Here is a 19,921-nt window from a genome sequence, read left to right as displayed (position 1 = left end):
TCTATCAAAACTTATCTTAAACTTTAACCTTACAAAGGCAAAATTTTATCAAGGATTAATCACCCAAAATTTCACGCACTCCTTTAGAATTTGGCTCACTTAAGAATCCACGCGCTTGCATTTGTTCAATAATATTTGCTGCCTTATTATACCCAATCCCAAGTCTTCGCTGGATATAGCTAATGGAGGTTTTGCCATCATTTAAGATAATGCGTTTGGCTTCCTCATAAAGCTCATCGGTTTCCCCCTCTACGCGCAAACCCAAAACCTCATCTTCATTAGGCATAAAGCTTTCATCGTATTGTGGCGGACATTGAGACTTGATAAACTCCACAATCTTTTCAATCTCATTTTCTGTGCTCCAAGGAGCGTGTAAGCGCACGATTCCGCCTCCGGGTGGAGTGAAAAGCATATCCCCACGACCCAGCAAAGATTCTGCGCCAAAACTATCCAAAATAACCTTAGAATCAATTTTTTGCCCGACTTTGTAGCTAATGCGTGAGGGCAGATTCGCCTTAATCAGCCCTGTTACGACATCTACGCTTGGACGCTGTGTCGCTACGATGAGATGGATTCCACTCGCACGCGCCATTTGCGCAAGACGCGAGATAGAGACTTCCGCTTCCTTGCCTCCGCTCATCATCAAATCTGCCAATTCATCAATGATTACCACGATATAAGGGAAAGGTTCAAAGCCTTCAATTTCGGCTTTTTGATTATAACCTTCAATGTTTTTAATCCTTGCTTCACTCATCAGCGCATATCTTCGTTCCATTTCTTTAACCGTGTTATCAAGCGCAATGATTGCCTTTTTGGGTTGCGTGATTACCGGTGTTAGCAAATGCGGAATTTCATTATAAATACTAAATTCCAACATTTTAGGGTCAATCATAATCAGCTTAAGCTGTTTGGGGGAATTTTTATACAGCAAAGAAAGAATCATTGCATTAATCCCCACGCTCTTACCGCTTCCCGTCGTCCCAGCAATCAGCAAATGCGGGAGCTTTTTCAAATCTGTTACAAAAGGATTTCCCACGATGTCCTTGCCAAGTGCTAAAGTCAAAGGCGAAGTGGAATTCACAAACGATTCATTCTCTAAAATTTCTCGCAAATAAATCGTTTCAATTTGGTTGTTTGGAATCTCTATCCCTACGACATCTTTGCCCGGCACGGGAGCTTGAATCCGAATCGTTTTCGCGCGTAATGCCATCGCCAAATCATCTTGCAAAGTCAGAATCCTAGAGACTTTGACATTAGGACTTGGGCGAAATTCAAAAGTCGTTACAATAGGTCCTGAATAAGTGCGCACAATATCGCCTTCAATCTTAAACATTCTAAGTTTGCTTAGCAAATCGTTGATTTTGCGGTCAATCTCCCCCTCATCAATCTCTACGCGCTCTTCTTTTGGGGCTTGCAAAAACTCTAGTTTGGGCAGGACAAATTCTTTAGATTCTGCACTTTGAGATTCCGCGTTTTGTGGTTCAGTTTGTGCAGAATGGCTTAAAGATTCCGCATTTGAAGACGCAGAAGCAATAAGGGCAGATTCGTTGGCTAAATTTAAGTTGTCTTCTTTTGTTTCTAAGTTTTTAAATGCGGAATCCTCTAAAGTTTGGGATTCTACATTTTGCACACTATTTGGCACTTTTTGAGCTTTTGTGGCATTGTCAAACAAACTAATCACTTCAGAAGTTGACATTTTTTCTTGCGGAATGCTTTGTGGCGTTGGCATATATCCATAATTAGGAATATTATTCGCCACAAAAGGCTGAATATAGGGGATTTCCGCTTCGTTAATCTCGGTCGCCTTTGTAGAATTTAAAAAGCTTGGATTCTGCATTAGAGATTCGTAAGTATTAGAGTTTTGCGCTTCTTTTGGTGGCTCTTTTTGCGCTTTATCCTTTTCCTCTTCCCAACTCTCACTTTCTTTAGAATCCAAAGAAGATTGCTTGGGTTGGGATTCCATAAACTCTTGAATCACTTGTCGGATAATATGGTTGAGCGTTGGAGAATCTGCTTGAGGTGGAATCTCATTTACATTTTCTTGTGGAATCGGATTGGGATTCTCATTGGAGTTTGGATTGTCATTAAGGTTTTCATTAAGATTCTCTTTAGGAATTGCATTTTCATTTACACTGAAATCCTCATTGGATTCTGCATTTTCATTTAGGCTTTCACTTGTTGTTTCAATTGCTTCAATCGTTTCAGCTATTTTAACCTCTTCTTGCGCCTCTTCTTGTGGCAACCCCCCATCACTTGGGATTCCTTCTTGCGTTGGGTTTGGAATCTCATTTAAAGCTTCTTTTGGGCTTTCGTTGGTTTGCAATCTTGCTTGTGCAATCTGTTGCATTTCTTGCGCTTGAATTGGGCGTGTGCTTTTTAGATTGCCATAGTAAAAAATCGTGCTTGGCTCGGAAACTCGCGATTCTTTGGATTTGGGCAAATCGTGAGCATAATCCCCATTTGTCGCATTTTCTTGCACGAGGCAATCCTGTGTGCCAACAGGTTTTTTATCATAATACGCACTAAAGGGCGTGGCGGCGTAAAGATTCTTAGGATAAGCCTTGATGGGCTTAGGTTTTGGAGTTTGTGCGGTGGAATCCTGCGAGTTTCGTAAATCTTGTGGAATCTCTTGATTTACATAAGAATCTTGGGGTTGTGTTTTAAACTCATTAGAAAAGTCGTTTTGCGCAATCCTATCCGTGCTTAATTCTTCTTTTTTGATAAGCCGAATCACCTCTTCTTTTGGCTCTTCATCGGGATATGAATAATTTTGTTCAAAGAGTTTGAAACTCTCCAAACTTGCGATAGATTCCTGCTGAAATTGCGCGACATCAAAGCCTTGTTGCTTTGCTTCTTGTGGGCTAACAATGCGGATTTGCGGGATATTTTCTGATTCTTTGAAATGATTTTCAAGCGGATTGTCTTCTCGCATTGGCAATTCGGCTTCTTGTCTTAGTTCATCAATTTCTTTTTCAAAAGGCTCTTGGGAATTAAAGTCTCCAAAAGTCTCATTGGCTGATTCTTCGGCAAAATCTTCTTCCAAAGAATCTTCTTGTGCATTTTCCTCTGCTTCTTTAAGGTTAAAGCCAAATGGATTAGGTGGTGGATTATTCTTGCTTTGCTCAATCAACTCTTCCAAAGTCAATGCGCGTGGAGCATTTGGGGTTTTTGCAAAAGGCAAAATGGAGGATTTATGCGCGTGGGATTCTTGGATAGTGTTTTGTGGCATTTCTCCTTGTGCGAATTCTTGATAGTTTTTAGAATCCTGTTTGCTTGGTGGCGTGAAAAAAGCTTTTAATCTTAGGGCGAAATTTTTAATACTTTGCTTGTGTTTTGTGATTTTTTCTTGCGGAATCTTGCTTTGCTGCAAATCCTCTCTTAAGTCTTTAACAAGCATTTTGGCTAATTCTTTGGGGGATTTTCCGCTATATAGAATCACACTAAACCCAAAACAAGCCAAATCCAAGACAAAAACACCTAAAGGCGTGATGATGGGCGCAAGCACACTATTAAATGCAACACCTAAAATTCCCGCGTGTTCAAAAAACAATCCCTGCAAAACAAGCAAAGCAAAAACGCCGATAACAGCACCAAGCGTTTTTTCTAAAAACCGACTTTCTTTGAAATTAGGTAAACCCGCAGAACGATAAGCCAAAAATGCCACAACAAACAGCCAAACATAACCCACATAGCCAAAAAGCCAAAATTGGGCTTTGCTCAAAGGGTTTAAAAACGAAAAAGTCTCCAAAGTCCCTAAAATCGTCAAGATTCCAAATATTAGCAACGCAGAGACACTCTGCATTTTGTAAGAGATTTTTTTCTTTGTAAAATATTCCGTTAGAGTTTTTAAAAAATTTGTTTTGATAGTAATTCCTTAAAAATATCTTAAAAGTGGCGAGAGGGTGAGAGAATCGAACTCCCCAGCAAATAGACACCTATCCGCTCAAATGGGTTTGAAGCCCACGATGCCCACCAGCGACATATACCCTCCAAAAGCTCCCAAACTCAAAAGCATTATTATAAAGTAAAAAGAGATGAGAATTTAGCGCAATTTTACTTAATTTTTATTGAGATTCTTTAAGAATCAACACTAAAATTCCACCAATTCACGCTCTCTTTGGCGATATACTGCGCATTTCGTATAGCCTATGGATTTTGCGATAGATTCTAGCTCCAAACGCTTAAAGTTGATTTGCTCCACCGCGTGTGCGTCGCTTCCAAAGCTGATTGGAATCTCCAACGCATACGCCATTTGCAAAATCTCCACACTCGGATATTGTTCCCCTACTTCTTTGCGGAATCCCGCAGCATTCAACTCCACACACATATTCGCTTTTTTTACTGCTTTAAGCGTGGATTCTATTTCAAGGCGCAAGTCTTTTGTCGGGCGATAATTAAAAATTTTCATCAAATCCATATGCGCCAAAATATCAAACTTCCCGCTATTTGCCAATGCCTCTGTGGCTTTGAAATACTCACTCCAACAATCATTAATATCGCGTTTGGCATATTCACGGATAAATTCCGGATTATCAAACCCCCAATCTCCCAAAAAATGCACCGCTCCGATTCTATAATCTAGCGGCAATTCTAGCAACTTCTCTTCCATAAATGGGGGCAAATAATCAATCTCTAACGCACTAAGAATCTCAATTTGCCCCGCATATTTTTCTTTAAGTCGTGCAATTTCATTCAGATACAAGGGCAATTCTTCAAAGCTCATTCGGTAATCTTTATCAAAATTCATCGGATTATGGCAAGAGAATCCAAAAACATCAATCCCCTCTTGGATTGCCTTTAAAACATACTCTTCCATTGTGCCTGTTGCGTGTTTGCAAAGGCTTGTGTGGTTATGCAAATCCACTCGCATTGTTATCCTTTTGTATTTTGTCTGATTGTCGCGAGAATATGGCTGTATGGAATCGCAACAAATCTAAATCATTTAGGGGGTTATTATAGCAACATTTGCGTTAAGAATCTTAGGCTTCTAGCAAATCCGTATATTATTGTGAGGATTCCATTGCCATAAATATTTAGATTTAGGAATACTTTTTGCTTAAAATTTTACATATCTTAATTTTTAAGGAATTAAAAATTACAAAAAGAATCTTTAGTTTTGCACTCGCGAGTATTTTGAGTTGTGGAATCGCCTTTAGCGCAGAGAACTACACCACAGAGGATAAAGAAAAAATTACAAGAATATGCAAGTTAGCACAAATTCATTTACACATGGAATCCATGCGTATAAAAGCGCAACAGAAAAAAGTCAAAATAGCACAACTTCGTTTGATATGCTTTTATCTTTGCAAAGCAATCACGCAAATGAGATTCAAGACACGCAAGAAACACAAGAGGAATCACCACAACGATTATGGGATATTCTTGAATGGGATATTTCTGATGCAAAAGCCACTTTTATGATTATTGTAGGCTTTGCACAAGCAGCGGCACTAGAATCAGAAAGGCTTTATGGCACTACGGATAATGGATATAATATTATGCAACAATGGTTTAATGAGACGGATTCTACAAAATTTGAAAATATTTTAGAGAAGTCAATTAGCACACTAGAAAGACTTTCAAACAATGGCGGATATTTAGATGAATTGGGAAATTGGGGTCCAAAGCCCCAACATATCTTTGAAGCGGAAAAGTCAAAAGCCATTGATATTTTAAGTGAGATTTTACAGGCTATTAAGGCATAATTACGCTAGTTTGCGATTCCATTGCACATTTTCTTAAAGTTAATATTGCAGATTGCTTTGGCAATGCAGAATCCAAACTATCATAATTAGCCCATTTTCTTTTCCATTTCTTTTGTAATATGCAGACTTAAAACATGCTTGTCAAAAACTGCGATATAAAACATCGCATCAAAAATCTTAATATCAAGCACGAATCCCTCTACTTTGACTTCGCGCTTTTTGGTATCTTCTTGCAGAGTTTCTGCGCGAAATAGCACTTCGTTGCCCAATTCAATCGGAGCTAAAAACTTCACTTCCGCGCCAATTACGATTCCATTAGGATTATTCACCGCCAAAAGCGCAGCATACGCGGCACTTGAAAACAGATTCCCCGAGTGAATCAAGCCATTTTTATCCACTACCATTTTGCTTGAAGTTTCTAGCAAAACCGCAGACTTTCCATATTTTTGCTCTTTGATTGTGCCATTGTTTAAATCAATATTTAAACACGCTTTTTGCAAGACTGCATCAGCGTCTGGTTTGTTTAAAAAATCCTCTTCTTCGGGCTTGATAAAATCCTCGTCCATGCACTCTCCTTAAAAATGGCAAATTATAGCATATCGTAAGGCAATCTGTTGTCTTTATTGGTGCTATAATTCTAAGAAATTTTTGTAATCTAAAAAGGCTAAAAATGAAAGTTTTATTTCTCTCCCATACAGATTCTAATCTCTATCTTTTTCGTTTGCCCATTATGTTAGCACTTCAAGCCAAAGGACACGAAGTGATTGCGCTAATCCCAAAAGGAAAGGATTTTAACAAATTTGCACCGCTTGGAATCTTAGCGATAGATTATTCCATCAACAGAGGAAGTTTGAATCCTTTGGGAGCTTTCAAGACAATCCAAGAGATTACGAAAATCTTACAAAGAGAAAAGCCCGATATTGTGCATACTTTTATGCTCAAACCTAACATTTATGGCTCATTTGCGGCTTTTTTTGCAGGGATAGATTGTGTGATTAATAGCCTTACAGGATTAGGAAGTTTTTACATTGAAGAAACCTTTAAAACCCGTTGTTTGCGCTTTGTGATAGAATCCCTTAACCGCATCGCTTTTCGCATCGCTACAAAAGTGCTTTTTCAAAACAATGACGATTTGGAATTTTATGTGCAAAAAGGAATCTTAAGCCGAGAAAAAGCTGTGCTGATTAAGGGTTCAGGCATTGATACGCACTCCTTTGCTCCTTTGAAGGAGGAATCCCGCCAAGCAGTGCGACAAAGTTTAAGCCAACAACTCCCCCACCCCCTTTCAAGCAATTCTATCATCGTGCTAATGATTGCACGCGCGATTGTCCATAAAGGCGTTAGAGAATACTACCAAGCCGCAGAGATTCTCTCCCGCACTCACCCAAATCTCGTTTTTTTATATGTTGGCGGGGTGGATTTGGGCAATATCGCACCTGTGAGCTTGGAGTTTTTAAGAGGTTCTAAAGCCGTGGTTTATTTGGGTGTGCGCCACGATATACGCGAACTCGTTGGGGCTTGTGATATTTTTGTTTTGCCAAGCTTCCGTGAGGGGATTCCGCGCACACTTTTAGAGGCTGGAAGTATGGGCAAACCTATCGTTACAACAAATGCAATCGGCTGTCGCGAAGTCGTAGAAAATGGCAAAAACGGATTCTTAGTTGAAATTGGAAATGCGCAAGAACTAGCCCAAAGAATCGCACAATTAAGCGAAGATAGAGACTTAAGGAAGCATTTTGGACAAGCAAGCCGCGAGAAGATTTGCGCACAATTTGGCACAGATTCCATTGTGCAAAGCTATTTATCCCTCTACCATTTGGCTTTGGATTCCAAACCTACCACAGCAAACAAGTTTTATCAAAATCGCATAAAACCCTTACTAGATTTCTCACTCGCATTCCTTTTGGTGATTCTTTTCTCACCGATTCTTTTCTTCACAGCTTTATTAATACGCACCAAATTAGGCTCACCTGTGCTTTTTACACAAGAACGACCGGGCAAAGAGGGCAAGATTTTCAAAATCTATAAATTCCGCACGATGAACGACAAACGCGACAAAAAGGGAGAGTTATTGCCCGATGAACAGCGACTAGAGGGCTTTGGGAAGTTGATTCGCAAAAGCAGTTTAGATGAGTTGCCCCAACTCTTTAATATCCTAAAAGGCGAGATGAGCTTCGTAGGTCCGCGTCCGCTATTGGTGGAGTATTTGCCTTTGTATTCTAAAGAACAAGCGCGTCGCCACGAAGTCAAACCCGGAATCACAGGTTGGGCGCAAGTCAATGGACGCAATGCGATTTCTTGGGAAGAAAAATTTGCACTTGATGTGTGGTATGTCAATCATATCGGATTTTGGCTTGATTGCAAGATTTTATGGAAGACTTTTTACAAGGTTCTAAAACGCAAAGATATTCATTCTAAAACAAGCCCAACTATGGAGAAATTTCAAGGCAATCCAAATCCCAAACACTAAAAATCATTGCATTATCCTTTTGGCGTCTTTGTGCTTAGAATCCAAGTGCAATTTAAGCTTTTTTCGCCTTTAGATACGCGCGTCTAGGGGCGGGATAACCTTCAAGGGTTCGTTCGCCATTGGGGCTTAAAAAATCCTGTAAGGATTCCCCGCTACTCCATTGCGTTTTGCGTTGCTCTTCAAACGCAGTTTTTAGCGTGGCGATATGCACAATCTCTTTAAATCCGCACCGACTAAGCCACGATTTAAAGGTATTGAGCGTTGGGATAAAATAAACATTAGGCATTTTCGCGTAGCTTCCTTGCGGACAAAGCGCAATTGCGTCTTCTCCCTCTATAATCAAGCTATCAAACACCGCTTCTCCGCCACTTTTTAGCGCGTTATAAACAAGTTTTATTGCATCAAGCGGACTTTTGCGATGATATAGCACACCCAAACAAAGCAAAACATCAAATCTCTTTTCAAAATACAACAGCTCTTCAATGCCGAGCAATTCAAACTCCAAACGATTCTCTTGCGCGAAAAATTGCAAAAATTGGTATTGCAAAAAACACAATGGCATAGGGTCAAACCCGATGATTTTCGCAGGATTCTTCGCCAAAGCGCGGAGCATATAATAGCCATTATTACACCCTATATCTCCCACAATTTTCCCTTGCAAATCCAAATAAGGCTCAAGCAAATTGTATTTAATCGCGCTATTCCATTCGCTTTGAATCTCTAAAGAATGAATCTTAAAAGGTCCTTTGCGCCAAGGAATCAAGGCTTTAGCAACCTCACAAACAATAGCAAAAGATTCCGCGCTAAGGTTTGGAAGCAAAAGCGTGATAGAATCCTGATATTCAATACTCGCGCCCTCTAATTCAGTCGTTGGAATCGCATTTAATCGCTCTATCTGCGCAAGAAATGGCGCGATATTCTTAAAACCCAGAGCGCGTTTGCGCTCATTTCGTTTTTGTGCTAGGCATTCTTGAAGATTCTCTAACTTCATAGGAGTTTTTAAGATTCCATAAATTTAGAATCTAAAAAGATTCCAAAGCATCTTGCTCTTGTTGTTGCAAGGCTTTTTCTTTGTAAATAATATTATCTGGACATTTCTCGCGATAATTTCCCTGCCCATCATAATAATAAGTCTTTTCGTCCCAATAAGATGAGGAGATTCCGCAAGAGTTTTGATAACAACCATTACTAATGATAGCACAAAGCGTTAAGATTCCGATTTTGCTGATTTTGATAGCCTTTGACATTTGTATAATTCCCATTTAATCTATTTGTAAAGGTGGAATTATACAACCAATCCGCTAAAGAAATTATTTACAGCTAAAACTCTTTTGTCCGCTTTTAATCCCTTATGACAAGCCTAATCAAACACCCAAAGCCCAAAAGCAAGACAAATCCCTCTAAGGATTCGCAACTCTTTGCTATGGTTGTTACAATAAGTAACAAAAGCCAAAATCATCTCCGCAGGATTCTTAAACACAATCTACGCACTACCAAAAACAAGGAGATTAAAAAAATTTTCCTTTTTTAAAAAACCAAAGATTCATTGATTTTTATAATACTGCTTAAATTTTTTCTTAAAAAAGTTGATAATCGTTAATCCTTTTGTTAAAATACCCCAACAGCAACACTTCATATTATAAGGGATTCCAAATGCAAGATTATCTCAAGACATTATTTCCTTTGGGCTACAAACGCTTCTACCAAAAAAATGAAATCCTATTTTTTGAAGGAGAGAATCCAAAACAACTTTTTGTGCTTTTAAGTGGCAAAGTCAGAATCTACAAAACCCTAGAAGAAGCCACAAAATCAAGGAATAAAAGCACCAAAAGAACACCAAAAGAACAGGTTTTGCACCAAATCATCGCGCCCAACTTTATCGCCGAAATGCCAAGTTTCCTTAATCAACCCTTTCCCGCGAATGCAGCCTGTGAGGAAGAATGCGAGATTTTAGAAATCAACCTTGCAACCCTACAAAAACAATGCACAGAAAATCCGACTTTTTGCTTCCAACTCATTGCCTCACTTTGCGATAAAATCAAAACCCTAGAATCGCGCATTACCCAAAATTCCTTAGGATTAAAAGAACGCTTGATGCAGTTTTTACAAGCCAATCTTGCCCAACTTCCAAACCTCACCCAACGACAAATCGCACAGCAACTCAACACGAGTGCCGAATCGCTCTCCCGCGTGATTCGGGAACTCAAAGCGCAAGGAATCCTAAACACGCAAAAAGGAAAGATTGTTTTAAAATCTTAAGCCAAAAATTTCAACAAAAACGCACCAAAAGATGAAATTTTGGATAAAATCCCAAAGGATTTTAAACCTCTAAAAAGGCAAGTTGGAAAGGTAAGTTAAAAGCGTGAGAATGGAAAAACTAGCAATCTTTGGCGCGGGTGGTCATGGAGCTGTTGTCGCGGATATTTTGGAATCCCAAAACCTTAACTTCAAGATTCTAATAGATGATAATCCCAAAGGCAAAACCCTCAATAAAATCGGGGCAATTTCAAGAGAGGAATTTCTGAAACTCGCAGACGCAAGGGAATTTAGCATTATCCTAGCGATTGGTGATGATTATGTGCGCCAAAAGCTTTATGAATTTTTTGCCCAAAATGGATTTCGTTTGCCTTTTGTTGCTCATAAAAGTGCTATCATCTCAAAATCAGCTAAAATCTCTGATGGAGCGGTGATTATGCCTAATGCAGTGATTAATGCGCGCGCGCAAATTGGCATTGGCGCAATCATCAATAGCGGAAGCGTTATAGAACACGATTGCAAAATCGGCGATTTTTCTCATATCGCGCCTAATGCAACACTTTGTGGCGGGGTGTGTGTCGGAATCTGCACACACATCGGGGCAAGTAGTGTAGTAATTGAAGGCAAACAAATCGGCGATTATTGCGTCATTGGAGCAGGAAGTGTCGTGATTGGAGAGATTCAATCCCGCCAAAAAGTCGTGGGCAACCCCGCGAAAAAGATTCTAAACTAAGGAATGATTTATGGGCTTTAAGATTTTTTTATCTCCTCCAGAACTAAGTGGCAAAGAACAACAATATGTCAATGAAGCTTTCCAAAGCAATTATATCGCCCCGCTGGGAGCGTTTGTCAATCGTTTAGAAGAAGAGATGAAATCCTACACGCATTCTCCTAACGCTTTGGCTTTAAACTCTGGCACAGCCGCTTTGCATTTGGCGTTGCGCGTGAGCGGAATCGCACAGGGGGATTTCGTGCTTGCAAGTAGTTTTACCTTTATTGGCTCTATTAACGCGATTCTTTATCAAGGCGCGATTCCAATTTTCATTGATAGCGATTTTACTTCTTGGAATCTTAGCCCCAAACTACTCGTCCAAGCCATAGAATCTATGCCTAAAAAGCCCAAAGCCTTAATCGTTACACATCTTTATGGGCAATGCGCCAAAATCGCAGAGATTGCGGAGATTTGCGCACAATATGGAATCTTACTGATTGAAGATGCCGCAGAATCGCTAGGCGCATTTTATGATGGCAAACACAGCGGGACTTTCGGAGAATATGGCGTTTTATCCTTTAATGGCAACAAAATCATCACGACAAGCGGCGGAGGAATGCTACTTGGCAAATCTCAAAAAAACATAGAAAAAGCGCGTTATTATTCTACTCAAGCGCGAGAAAATCTGCCTTTTTATGAGCATTTAGACTATGGCTACAACTACCGCTTAAGCAATATTTGCGCAGCCATTGGCGTAGGACAATTAGAACAAATTGAAGCAAAAGTCGCTAAAAGACGCGAAATTTTTTCTTGGTATGAGGAAGCCTTGCAAAACGAAGTGGAATCCCAAAACATAGAATTTATGCCAGAGATTCCAAACTCAAGAGGGAATCGTTGGCTTAGCACTTTGCGCTTTTTAAACCCCAAGGCAAACCCGCTTAAACTCGTAGAATCCCTTGCCAAAGAAGAAATAGAATCGCGCCCCTTATGGAAGCCTATGCACTTGCAACCAATCTTTCGTGATTCTTTGCATTTTAGCGATGGCACAAGTCAGCAACTTTTTGAAAGCGGAATCTGTTTGCCAAGTGGCGGCGCATTGCAAAAGCGTGATATTGATAGAATCGCAAATCTCGTTCAAAACTTCCTAAAGTCGCTCTAGTGTTACAATCCACCCTATTTCGCCCAAGCAATGCCAAGCGCATTATTTTCTTTGTTGGCATTGATTTGTTGGTTTCTTATTTTACGCTGATTCTTTCTTATGATTTGCGCTTTAGCTTTCAAGTACCTTTGGAGTTTAGTCGCTCTGTCGTGCTTGTTTTTTGCGCCTTGATTGTGCTAAAAATCTTTAGTCTAAGCGTTTTTAAAATCTACCTCGTGCCTTGGCGATTCTTTGGCTTATTAGAAGCACTCAAAATCTTTTATGCCCATATTTTAGCTTATGGAATCTTCTGCACTCTCGCACTTGTCGGATTCTTTGGCGATTTTCCTTTAAGCGTGATTGGGATTGATTTCGTGATTTCTAGCATTTTCATCGGTGCGATTCGTATCTCTAAGCGCATTTATTTAGAAAACTCGCCTAAAAACTCGCCTAAACCTACCTTGATTTTTGGTGCGAACACCCAAAGTGCGACCTTGATTAAAGCCGCTTTAAATAGCGAGATTCCATTCTATCCCCTTGCAATCATTGAAGAAGATGAAAAAACCATTGGCAATTATATTTCAAACCTCAAAATCTACCCTAAATCCGCGCTTAAAGAACTCATCTCCAAACACAAAATCAAATCCGCAATCCTCACTAGAACCTTTGCTAAACCGCCTCTTGAAGGAATCTTCAACGAACTTACACAGCTTGGTATAGAAGAGATTAAAATCGCTAACTTACTTAAAGACGACGCGCAAAAGAATCCGAAACTTCCGCTTAAAAATATCTCTATTGAAGACTTGCTCTCGCGCCCAAGCAAGGATTTAGACACAGAAGTCATCGGGAAATTTCTAAAAGACAAAAAGGTTCTTATCACAGGTGCAGGTGGAAGTATCGGAAGCGAAATCGTGCGCCAATGCGTAGAATTTGGCGCGAAGCGCATTGTGCTAGTAGAACATAGCGAGTTTAATCTCTATTATATTTTAGAGGAATTAAACCAAAACATTATGCGAAAAATAGGGAATCTAAGCACTTCATTTCGTCCTTGTTTGCTAAGTATTTTAGAAAAAGAACGCCTCGACACACTTATTTTAGAAGAAAAACCCGATATTGTCGTCCATGCAGCCGCTTATAAGCATGTGCCATTGTGCGAATACAACCAAAAGAGCGCGATTGAAAACAACATCATCGGAAGCAAAAATGTGCTAGATGGTGCGATTGCCGCAAATGTGCCAAAAGTCGTCGTCATTTCTACCGATAAAGCTGTGCGTCCGACAAATGTAATGGGCGCGACAAAGCGAATCGTGGAATTATACGCACAAAATGTAGAATCCAAGAGAAGCGAAATTGTCGCTGTGAGATTTGGCAATGTGCTAGGAAGTAGCGGTTCTGTCGTGCCGAAATTCAAAGCGCAAATTGAAAGCGGCGGTCCTATCACGGTTACACACCCAGAAATCACGCGCTATTTTATGCTGATTCCCGAAGCTTGTCGCCTCGTGCTTCAAGCAGGTGCGATTGCTAGAGGGGGAGAGATTTTCATCTTGGATATGGGCGAACCGGTAAAAATCGTGGATTTGGCGAAAAATATGCTACGACTTTATGGCAAGGAAAATGAAATTGCCATTGAATTTAGCGGATTGCGTCCGGGAGAAAAACTCTATGAGGAGTTGCTTTTAGACGAAAGTGAAGAAAAAACAAAATATCCCTCCATACAAGTTGCGCGCCCCACAAAATACGATATTAACAAACTAAATGCAGATATTTTAGAATTGCTTGAATGTGAAAGTTACACACAAAGAATCGCGAAGCTCAAAGAAATCGTCATAGAGTTTAACCACAATGCCAACGCTTAAAACTATGCCAAAAACGCAAGAATCCTCCCAAACACCGCCAAAAGAGAATCGCAAAAGCCTAGCACTCGTGATTTCCTCCCTTAGAATGGGCGGAGCGGAGCGCGTGGCATGTATCCTCGCCAACGCGTTAGCACACCAATATAGAATCTTGCTTTTTGTTTGGAGTGATGAAGAGAGATTCTATCCACTAGATTCCAAAGTGGAAATCCAAACTATCACAACTAAGCACAAAGGAATCTTGGGTAATCTCGTGCGAATATTCAAGCTCTGCGGTGCCTTTAGGCGAGAAAAGGTAGATTTAAGTATCGGATTTATCCACCAAACCAACATTCTAACGATTCTTGCCTCCAAAATGGCTAGAATCCCAAGCATTGCAACAGAACATAGCATTTTTACCGCGTTAGATTCTAGGTTTTGGCGCATTTTGCGGGGTTTGGTTTATCCTTTGGCATATTGTGTTACCACGCTTACTAGACAGGATTTGCGGCATTATTCCTCTATCAAAAACGCTTTTGTCTTGCCTAATCCTGTGGAAATCCCCCAAGTTCAGATTCCACAAACCACGCTAGAGTTTATCAACTCCCAAAAACCTTACATTCTAAGTGCGGGAAGAATGATTGAGTCTAAAGGATTTGATGAGCTTTTGGACGCTTTTAGAATCTTTAGCACACAATTCCCACAATACACCCTGCTTCTTGCTGGAGATGGAATCCTAAAAGAAGCGTTGCAATCCCAAGCACAAGGGCTAAAGTGCGTATTTCTAGGTAAAATAGAATCCTTGCGCCCTTTTTATGAAAATGCGGAGTTTTTCGCCCTCGCAAGTCATAAAGAAGCCCTAAGCAATGTGCTTATAGAATCGCTAATGTGTGGCACTCCTGTGGTGAGCTTTGATTGTCCTTATGGTCCCAAAGAGATTATCACGAGCGAAAAGCCTAATGGAATCCTAGTAAAAATGGACGAAAGTCGGGAAGCAAGGGTGGAATCCTTAGCCAATGCACTTGTCAAAATAGTAGCAGCTAGAAATTCCTACGCGCAAAACACCGCAGAAATTCACGCGCATTTTTCTAAAAAAGTCGTGCTAGAAAAATGGCAACACCTCATCAAACAAGCCTTAATTTAAGGATTCTGCACTCTGTGCGTTTAGTCAAAAAATCTTGGATTTGGGAATCTTAGGGGCTGGATTTTGGGCTTTGTCTTTGCCTTATCAGCCACTACTAGCGCATAACCACCATGCATATCCCTATCCCATGCAGAATAAAATTCCTTTTTTGTGCTGATATATTCTCCGAAATTTGGGTCAAAGACTTTAAGAAAATCACCTTGAAAATTCACAATCACGACAAAATGAGGGAATCTCGGGTCGTTTTCTATCCTAACAAGCAGGGGGTAGGAAGTTTGCGCTAAAATCTCCCTTGTGAGCCTAAATCCCCTCGTATCATATCCTAAGGCAGTAGCTACACTTTGCAACTCTTGGAAGCTTAGCATATCAGTTTTTTGATTTAATTGCTGCAGAATCTCTTCCTCTTGATATTGTCTAACCCCAAAAAGATTCAACAACGAAGCCAAAGCCGCCGCACCGCAAGATTCTTCGTATTTTTGCCTCACGATGTTTTGATTATGAATTTCTTGCAATGACTTGCGCTAAAGCCAAAACAGATTCCACACCCAAAGAAAAAACTAAAATAATTTTCATTCAAGAATCCTTATAAACTTTCACCCTTTTTATCTTCTTTTGCGTCTTTTGGCAAAGTTTGTATTATATAATCTGTGGTGTGTTTTTTGTTCTTTGTGTTCTCTTTTTCTATGTTTAGCATTTCTTGCAAAAACCAATCAACCATATTTTTATCTACTGCTTTGCTGATTTATTCAAATGTAGAATCTTTGGCAATCATTGGGCTATCCAACCAAGAATTTGGAATTCCAACTAGGTATTTTCCATATTCTCCAAGCTCACTTTTACTGGATTTGGCATAGGCTTCTCCATGGTTTGAGAGAGAAAATAGCATTATAACACCCTCCAAAGCTATTTTTTCCTTGTCATTTTCCATTATTGCATAATCCTTGATAAACATCTTTTTGAACTTCAATATAGTAATATCTAGTTCCATATTGAGATGTTCCAAGATAAATAAAACCTCCCACAACTTGTGCCATACAAAATATCACAAAGCAATATGGTGTAGTGAATAATTCGGGACAAAATGTTTATTATACTGCATATTACAAAGTTGAACTAGAAGCTGGAGATTCTGCATATTTTAATCTAGGTTCTAATTATTATGCAGCAATTGCTACAACTTACAATTTCCAAAACAATACAATCACAGATAAAGTTGTAAAAATTAATGCAAATAATTCAAGTGATGTGCAAACAATAAATCCTCAAAACAATGTAAAAGGGAGAATTACGAATTATAGCTCGGTAAGAAGTTGGATTCAACAAGACAAGATAAACATTAAATATTTCAAATAATTAAAATTATTTTGGAATAAATTTTGCTTATCCTTGAAGTAATTTTAACTTTTGAAGGATAGGCAAATGTTACCCTCTTATCTTTCTAACTCCATTTATCCAAGCAATTATAATGCTATCACAAACCAAAAAACATTAATGAAAATGCCAATAATGCAAATTTAGCCACACAAGAATCCCAAACAGCACAATTAAGTGATGAGGAAGCTAGACAAAAAATCAATGAATTACTCACAAATCCTGAAAATAGCCCTCTTGAAATTAATTTTAGCCTTATCACCAGTGATTCATTTGTCGCTAAGCACATAGAATATAAAGATAAAATAATAAAACAAAGTGCAAATAAAATAGTTCCTAGCGATTCTGATTTTCAAACAAGCCTTGAATATTTATTAACTCAAATGGACGAAATTTTAGTTCAAGGGATTAAGGAAAACCCAAATGGTTTAGAGATTCAAAGCCTTTTAGCAGTCTATAAAACAAATAAAACAAGCTCAAAAGATTGGGAGGGTGCTACCCAACACTACCTAAACTGCAAACAAGATGCACAAGAGGCTCTCTGCAATCAAATTATGTCGAAATATATGAGTGCTTCTTTTGTGTTAGAGGACGCAATTAGTAATTTTTTCTATTGTGCAAATCAATTTGGAATGCTACCCCAAAATCAGCAAGATAAAAGGGATTAAGGAAAACCCAAATGGTTTAGAGATTCAAAGCCTTTTAGCAGTCTATAAAACAAATAAAACAAGCTCAAAAGATTGGGAGGGTGCTACCCAACACTACCTAAACTGCAAACAAGATGCACAAGAGGCTCTCTGCAATCAAATTATGTCGAAATATATGAGTGCTTCTTTTGTGTTAGAGGACGCAATTAGTAATTTTTTCTATTGTGCAAATCAATTTGGAATGCTACCCCAAAATCAGCAAGATAAAATTGCGAACGCTTTAGAAACAACTCAAGTTTATTTGCTAAATCAAAGTGGATTTTCAGATAATAAATCTTTTCAATTAGGCAATGCAATCATTAGTTGGAATGGAGACGAATCGCCATTTAGAGATTATTCAGATGGAATAGTGCAAATAGCTTTTCTTGAACCCGATGATTTATTCGCTTCCCTTTCCTCCAACTTTGATTCCTCCCAAACTTTCTTTGAAGTCTTAGAACAAAGAGACAAACTAGAAAAAGAAAATCAAGACTTAAAAACACGACAAGCTTATAACGCTTATGGAATCTCTAATACCACGAACTCTATCCAAACAGATTCTGCAAGTGATTCTATCATGCAAACCTTGCTAAAAGAAGCTAAGGATTCTAAAGAGAATCCAAAGGCTTAAATTCCGCTAGAAGCCCAGCTCGTGATAGAGGGCAATCGCATAGCGGTCTGTCATAGAAGCGATATAATCCGCGCAAACACGATGAGTTTTTTCGCCATTTGCGATTCTTTGTTGTAAATCTTTTGGAAGCAGATTAGGTTCGTTGCGGAAGCATTCGTAGAGTTTGCGCACACAGCCTTTGCCCATAAACATTTTTTTAGAAATCTCTTCGTGGCGGTAGAGTTTCTGAAACAAGATTTTCTTAAGGATTTTAATTTTTTTCTGCATTATTGGAGTATGCGCGATAGGCAAGGATTCTTTGGCAAGATAAACAAAGCATTGGGGAAAATCCTGCACAAAGGGCTGATTGTTTTCCAAAACATCATAAACTAGCATCGTAATCAAACGCGAAGTAAAACGATGGCGGAAGATAGAATCCCCACATTCTACCCCCTCTTCTTTCTCTACAAACTCCATCGCCTCCGCGACTAACTCACTCTCACGCAAATCTCTAAAATCAATCAAACAATACTTGATACCATCGTCAATATCCGCGCTGATATAAGCAATCTCATCGGATAAATCCACAATCATTGCTTCAAGGCTCGGGTGGAATTGCAAAGCAAACAAATCCTTCAAAGTTTCGCCCAAAAATGGCTTCTCATAAGGATAAGAATGCTTCAAAATCCCCTCCAAAGTCGCAAAAGTAAGATTCAGCCCGTCAAATTCTTTGTAACGCTTTTCAAGCCTTGTTACCACGCGAAAAGATTGGAAATTATGGTCAAACCCACAGGAGTCATTTTCGCGCAGAATCCTATCTAGCTCATCTCCTCCTGCGTGTCCAAAGGGCGTATGCCCCAAATCGTGCGCAAGAGCAATTGCTTCGGCGAGATTCTCATCTAAGCCCAAATTTTTAGCCAATGTGCGCGCAATTTGGCTTACCTCTAAAGAATGCGTTAGTCGTGTGCGGAAATAATCCCCGCTATGATTGATGAAAACTTGCGTTTTATATTCTAAGCGTCTAAAATACGAGCTATGAATAATCCTATCTCTATCACGCCCAAAGGCATTTCGGAAGTCTGGAGTAGCCTGATAGAATCGCGCATTAGGCGACATTGGATTTTGTTTCATTGGAGTGTGCCTTTTTTGTATTATTTTAGCAATTTTGCGTTAAGATTTCTAAGACTTTTTGAAAAAATAAGGAAATTTAATGCAAGAAAAATTCATAGTTTTTGAAAACGATTCTTTTAAGGTTTTGCGTAAAGCCTTTGGAGAATACCAAACAAACTGCTATCTCACACTAGATAAACGCACCAACGAAGCTTTGATTATAGACGCAGGAATCGGGGCGAGTGATTGGGTGATAGAAACACTTAAAGGCGCAAAGCCTCTAGCGATTCTGAATACGCACGGGCATTTTGACCATATTTGGAGCAATGCAGAACTCACACAACACTTTGTCGGGATTCCTTTGTTATGCCCCTTAGAAGATGCTTTTATGCTGATGCAAGATTGCTTTGAACTAGGTTTGCCAATCTCTACTCCTAATATCCTCGTAGGCGCACAAACAAAATCCGACGACGCCCTAAGCCCAAAAACTTCCGACACTCACAATCTAGGCAGACAAAACACTTATGAACTAGGGAATTTTGTAGTGGAATTTATTTGCTATCCCGGACACACACCCGGTTGTAGCGTGATTGTCGTAGAATCCAAACACCAAGGCGCAGATTCTAGCCCAGCGCAAAATGCGGAATCCCCAAAAGACATTTCGTCTCTTTCTAAACAAAGGGTAATGTTTAGCGGGGATTTTATCTTTTATCGCTCCATTGGGCGCAGTGATTTTCCTTATTCTTCTAATGCGGCGATGAAAGCGAGTTTGGAAGAGTTTATGCAAAGACAAGAAAACCTACAAATTCTCCCCGGACATGGAGAAAGCACAAGCGTCGCGCAAGAGAAGCAAAACATCCCTTATTGGCTAACGCGCCTATGATTTA

21 protein-coding genes, 1 tRNA gene and 1 pseudogene are annotated in these 19,921 nt (G+C 39.5%); 13 read left to right on the top strand and 10 right to left on the bottom strand.

The window, feature by feature from the left end; genetic code table 11:
* Nucleotides 1-55: 55 nt before the first annotated feature.
* From LS69_RS00905 to LS69_RS00900, 3 genes are all read right to left on the bottom strand, one after another.
* Nucleotides 56-2,284 carry a DNA translocase FtsK gene (locus LS69_RS00905; protein ID WP_238699058.1) on the bottom strand — a complete coding sequence of 743 codons (2,229 nt, stop codon included), beginning with the start codon at nt 2,282-2,284 and terminating at the stop codon, nt 56-58.
* Between the two features lie 1,608 nt (nt 2,285-3,892).
* Nucleotides 3,893-3,991, bottom strand: a tRNA-Sec gene (locus LS69_RS10210).
* Between the two features lie 99 nt (nt 3,992-4,090).
* The gene (locus LS69_RS00900; RefSeq protein WP_138121502.1) at nt 4,091-4,870 is read right to left on the bottom strand and encodes a histidinol-phosphatase; all 780 of its coding nucleotides are present in this window, start codon (nt 4,868-4,870) and stop codon (nt 4,091-4,093) included.
* On the opposite strand from LS69_RS00900, the gene LS69_RS10240 reads away from it, so the two are divergent.
* Together LS69_RS10240 and LS69_RS00895 are read left to right on the top strand one after the other, a co-directional pair.
* On the top strand, nt 4,853-5,029 hold the full coding sequence (locus LS69_RS10240; protein ID WP_194145357.1) for a hypothetical protein: 177 nt from the start codon (nt 4,853-4,855) through the stop codon (nt 5,027-5,029). The two genes, LS69_RS00900 and LS69_RS10240, sit on opposite strands and share 18 nt — an antisense overlap.
* A gap of 172 nt (nt 5,030-5,201) precedes the next feature.
* Nucleotides 5,202-5,705, top strand: a complete 504-nt coding sequence (locus LS69_RS00895) for a hypothetical protein (protein WP_138121501.1) — start codon at nt 5,202-5,204, stop codon at nt 5,703-5,705.
* An 86-nt stretch (nt 5,706-5,791) separates the two neighbouring features.
* Here the strand turns inward: LS69_RS00895 and LS69_RS00890 are convergent, their stop codons facing one another.
* Nucleotides 5,792-6,271, bottom strand: coding sequence for a hypothetical protein (locus tag LS69_RS00890; protein WP_138121500.1), 480 nt, complete (start codon nt 6,269-6,271; stop codon nt 5,792-5,794).
* Between the two features lie 104 nt (nt 6,272-6,375).
* On the opposite strand from LS69_RS00890, the pseudogene LS69_RS00885 reads away from it, so the two are divergent.
* Together LS69_RS00885 and LS69_RS00880 are read left to right on the top strand one after the other, a co-directional pair.
* Nucleotides 6,376-7,497, top strand: a pseudogene (locus tag LS69_RS00885) (glycosyltransferase family 4 protein); the annotation flags it as partial.
* A gap of 75 nt (nt 7,498-7,572) precedes the next feature.
* On the top strand, nt 7,573-8,175 hold the full coding sequence (locus LS69_RS00880) for a sugar transferase (RefSeq protein WP_202978657.1): 603 nt from the start codon (nt 7,573-7,575) through the stop codon (nt 8,173-8,175).
* Nucleotides 8,176-8,227: 52 nt separating this feature from the next.
* On the opposite strand, the gene cmoB is transcribed toward LS69_RS00880, so the two are convergent.
* Both cmoB and LS69_RS00870 read right to left on the bottom strand, forming a co-directional pair.
* Nucleotides 8,228-9,166: a tRNA 5-methoxyuridine(34)/uridine 5-oxyacetic acid(34) synthase CmoB gene (gene cmoB / locus LS69_RS00875; protein WP_138121499.1), complete on the bottom strand. Its 939-nt coding sequence runs from the start codon at nt 9,164-9,166 to the stop codon at nt 8,228-8,230.
* A gap of 31 nt (nt 9,167-9,197) precedes the next feature.
* A complete protein-coding gene (locus tag LS69_RS00870) occupies nt 9,198-9,422 on the bottom strand; it encodes a hypothetical protein (RefSeq protein ID WP_238699045.1) in 225 nt (74 codons plus the stop codon).
* A gap of 406 nt (nt 9,423-9,828) precedes the next feature.
* On the opposite strand from LS69_RS00870, the gene LS69_RS00865 reads away from it, so the two are divergent.
* From LS69_RS00865 to LS69_RS00845, 5 genes are all read left to right on the top strand, one after another.
* Nucleotides 9,829-10,434, top strand: a complete 606-nt coding sequence (locus LS69_RS00865; protein ID WP_138121498.1) for a Crp/Fnr family transcriptional regulator — start codon at nt 9,829-9,831, stop codon at nt 10,432-10,434.
* 109 nt (nt 10,435-10,543) lie between these two features.
* Nucleotides 10,544-11,164: an acetyltransferase gene (locus tag LS69_RS00860; protein ID WP_138121497.1), complete on the top strand. Its 621-nt coding sequence runs from the start codon at nt 10,544-10,546 to the stop codon at nt 11,162-11,164.
* Nucleotides 11,165-11,174: 10 nt separating this feature from the next.
* Complete coding sequence (gene pglE / locus LS69_RS00855) at nt 11,175-12,302, top strand: UDP-N-acetylbacillosamine transaminase (RefSeq protein ID WP_138121496.1); 1,128 nt, start codon at nt 11,175-11,177, stop codon at nt 12,300-12,302.
* Nucleotides 12,302-14,137: a UDP-N-acetylglucosamine 4,6-dehydratase (configuration-retaining) gene (gene pglF / locus LS69_RS00850; RefSeq protein ID WP_138121495.1), complete on the top strand. Its 1,836-nt coding sequence runs from the start codon at nt 12,302-12,304 to the stop codon at nt 14,135-14,137. Before pglE ends, pglF begins: the two co-directional genes overlap by 1 nt.
* On the top strand, nt 14,124-15,257 hold the full coding sequence (locus LS69_RS00845; RefSeq protein WP_238699044.1) for a glycosyltransferase: 1,134 nt from the start codon (nt 14,124-14,126) through the stop codon (nt 15,255-15,257). The genes pglF and LS69_RS00845 overlap by 14 nt, the downstream gene beginning before the upstream one ends.
* A 20-nt stretch (nt 15,258-15,277) precedes the next feature.
* Here the strand turns inward: LS69_RS00845 and LS69_RS00840 are convergent, their stop codons facing one another.
* From LS69_RS00840 to LS69_RS00835, 3 genes are all read right to left on the bottom strand, one after another.
* Nucleotides 15,278-15,769, bottom strand: a complete 492-nt coding sequence (locus LS69_RS00840) for a cysteine peptidase family C39 domain-containing protein (protein WP_138121494.1) — start codon at nt 15,767-15,769, stop codon at nt 15,278-15,280.
* Nucleotides 15,770-15,840: 71 nt separating this feature from the next.
* Nucleotides 15,841-15,975, bottom strand: coding sequence for a hypothetical protein (locus tag LS69_RS11020; RefSeq protein WP_275050947.1), 135 nt, complete (start codon nt 15,973-15,975; stop codon nt 15,841-15,843).
* A gap of 24 nt (nt 15,976-15,999) precedes the next feature.
* Complete coding sequence (locus tag LS69_RS00835) at nt 16,000-16,185, bottom strand: hypothetical protein (RefSeq protein ID WP_138121493.1); 186 nt, start codon at nt 16,183-16,185, stop codon at nt 16,000-16,002.
* 134 nt (nt 16,186-16,319) lie between these two features.
* On the opposite strand from LS69_RS00835, the gene LS69_RS00830 reads away from it, so the two are divergent.
* The 3 genes from LS69_RS00830 (at nt 16,320) to LS69_RS00825 (ending at nt 17,945) form a co-directional block, all read left to right on the top strand.
* Nucleotides 16,320-16,610, top strand: coding sequence for a hypothetical protein (locus LS69_RS00830; RefSeq protein ID WP_238699043.1), 291 nt, complete (start codon nt 16,320-16,322; stop codon nt 16,608-16,610).
* A gap of 401 nt (nt 16,611-17,011) precedes the next feature.
* Nucleotides 17,012-17,296 (top strand): hypothetical protein, encoded by a 285-nt coding sequence (locus tag LS69_RS10235; RefSeq protein WP_194145356.1) that lies wholly within the window; start codon nt 17,012-17,014, stop codon nt 17,294-17,296.
* Nucleotides 17,244-17,945 carry a hypothetical protein gene (locus LS69_RS00825; protein WP_138121491.1) on the top strand — a complete coding sequence of 234 codons (702 nt, stop codon included), beginning with the start codon at nt 17,244-17,246 and terminating at the stop codon, nt 17,943-17,945. The genes LS69_RS10235 and LS69_RS00825 overlap by 53 nt, the downstream gene beginning before the upstream one ends.
* 6 nt (nt 17,946-17,951) lie before the next feature.
* Here LS69_RS00825 and LS69_RS00820 read toward each other — a convergent pair whose 3' ends face one another.
* Nucleotides 17,952-19,040: a deoxyguanosinetriphosphate triphosphohydrolase gene (locus LS69_RS00820; RefSeq protein ID WP_138121586.1), complete on the bottom strand. Its 1,089-nt coding sequence runs from the start codon at nt 19,038-19,040 to the stop codon at nt 17,952-17,954.
* A gap of 94 nt (nt 19,041-19,134) precedes the next feature.
* Between LS69_RS00820 and LS69_RS00815 the strand changes: the two genes are divergently transcribed.
* Nucleotides 19,135-19,917, top strand: a complete 783-nt coding sequence (locus LS69_RS00815) for an MBL fold metallo-hydrolase (protein ID WP_138121490.1) — start codon at nt 19,135-19,137, stop codon at nt 19,915-19,917.
* Nucleotides 19,918-19,921 lie beyond the last annotated feature (4 nt).

Origin of the sequence: Helicobacter sp. MIT 05-5294 (assembly GCF_000765675.1) — a bacterium.
Lineage (GTDB): Bacteria > Campylobacterota > Campylobacteria > Campylobacterales > Helicobacteraceae > Helicobacter_D.
This window is presented reverse-complemented; position numbering and strand designations above follow the sequence as displayed.

Coding starts and splice junctions, on each gene's coding strand:
- LS69_RS10240 (WP_194145357.1), top strand. CDS start 4,853: ATGCAAATCCACTCGCATTGTTATCCTTTTGTATTTTGTCTGATTGTC.
- LS69_RS00900 (WP_138121502.1), bottom strand. CDS start 4,870: ATGCGAGTGGATTTGCATAACCACACAAGCCTTTGCAAACACGCAACA.
- LS69_RS00895 (WP_138121501.1), top strand. CDS start 5,202: ATGCAAGTTAGCACAAATTCATTTACACATGGAATCCATGCGTATAAA.
- LS69_RS00890 (WP_138121500.1), bottom strand. CDS start 6,271: ATGGACGAGGATTTTATCAAGCCCGAAGAAGAGGATTTTTTAAACAAA.
- cmoB (WP_138121499.1), bottom strand. CDS start 9,166: ATGAAGTTAGAGAATCTTCAAGAATGCCTAGCACAAAAACGAAATGAG.
- LS69_RS00870 (WP_238699045.1), bottom strand. CDS start 9,422: ATGTCAAAGGCTATCAAAATCAGCAAAATCGGAATCTTAACGCTTTGT.
- LS69_RS00865 (WP_138121498.1), top strand. CDS start 9,829: ATGCAAGATTATCTCAAGACATTATTTCCTTTGGGCTACAAACGCTTC.
- LS69_RS00860 (WP_138121497.1), top strand. CDS start 10,544: ATGGAAAAACTAGCAATCTTTGGCGCGGGTGGTCATGGAGCTGTTGTC.
- pglE (WP_138121496.1), top strand. CDS start 11,175: ATGGGCTTTAAGATTTTTTTATCTCCTCCAGAACTAAGTGGCAAAGAA.
- LS69_RS00845 (WP_238699044.1), top strand. CDS start 14,124: ATGCCAACGCTTAAAACTATGCCAAAAACGCAAGAATCCTCCCAAACA.
- LS69_RS11020 (WP_275050947.1), bottom strand. CDS start 15,975: ATGGTTGATTGGTTTTTGCAAGAAATGCTAAACATAGAAAAAGAGAAC.
- LS69_RS00835 (WP_138121493.1), bottom strand. CDS start 16,185: ATGGAAAATGACAAGGAAAAAATAGCTTTGGAGGGTGTTATAATGCTA.
- LS69_RS10235 (WP_194145356.1), top strand. CDS start 17,012: ATGGACGAAATTTTAGTTCAAGGGATTAAGGAAAACCCAAATGGTTTA.
- LS69_RS00820 (WP_138121586.1), bottom strand. CDS start 19,040: ATGTCGCCTAATGCGCGATTCTATCAGGCTACTCCAGACTTCCGAAAT.
- LS69_RS00815 (WP_138121490.1), top strand. CDS start 19,135: ATGCAAGAAAAATTCATAGTTTTTGAAAACGATTCTTTTAAGGTTTTG.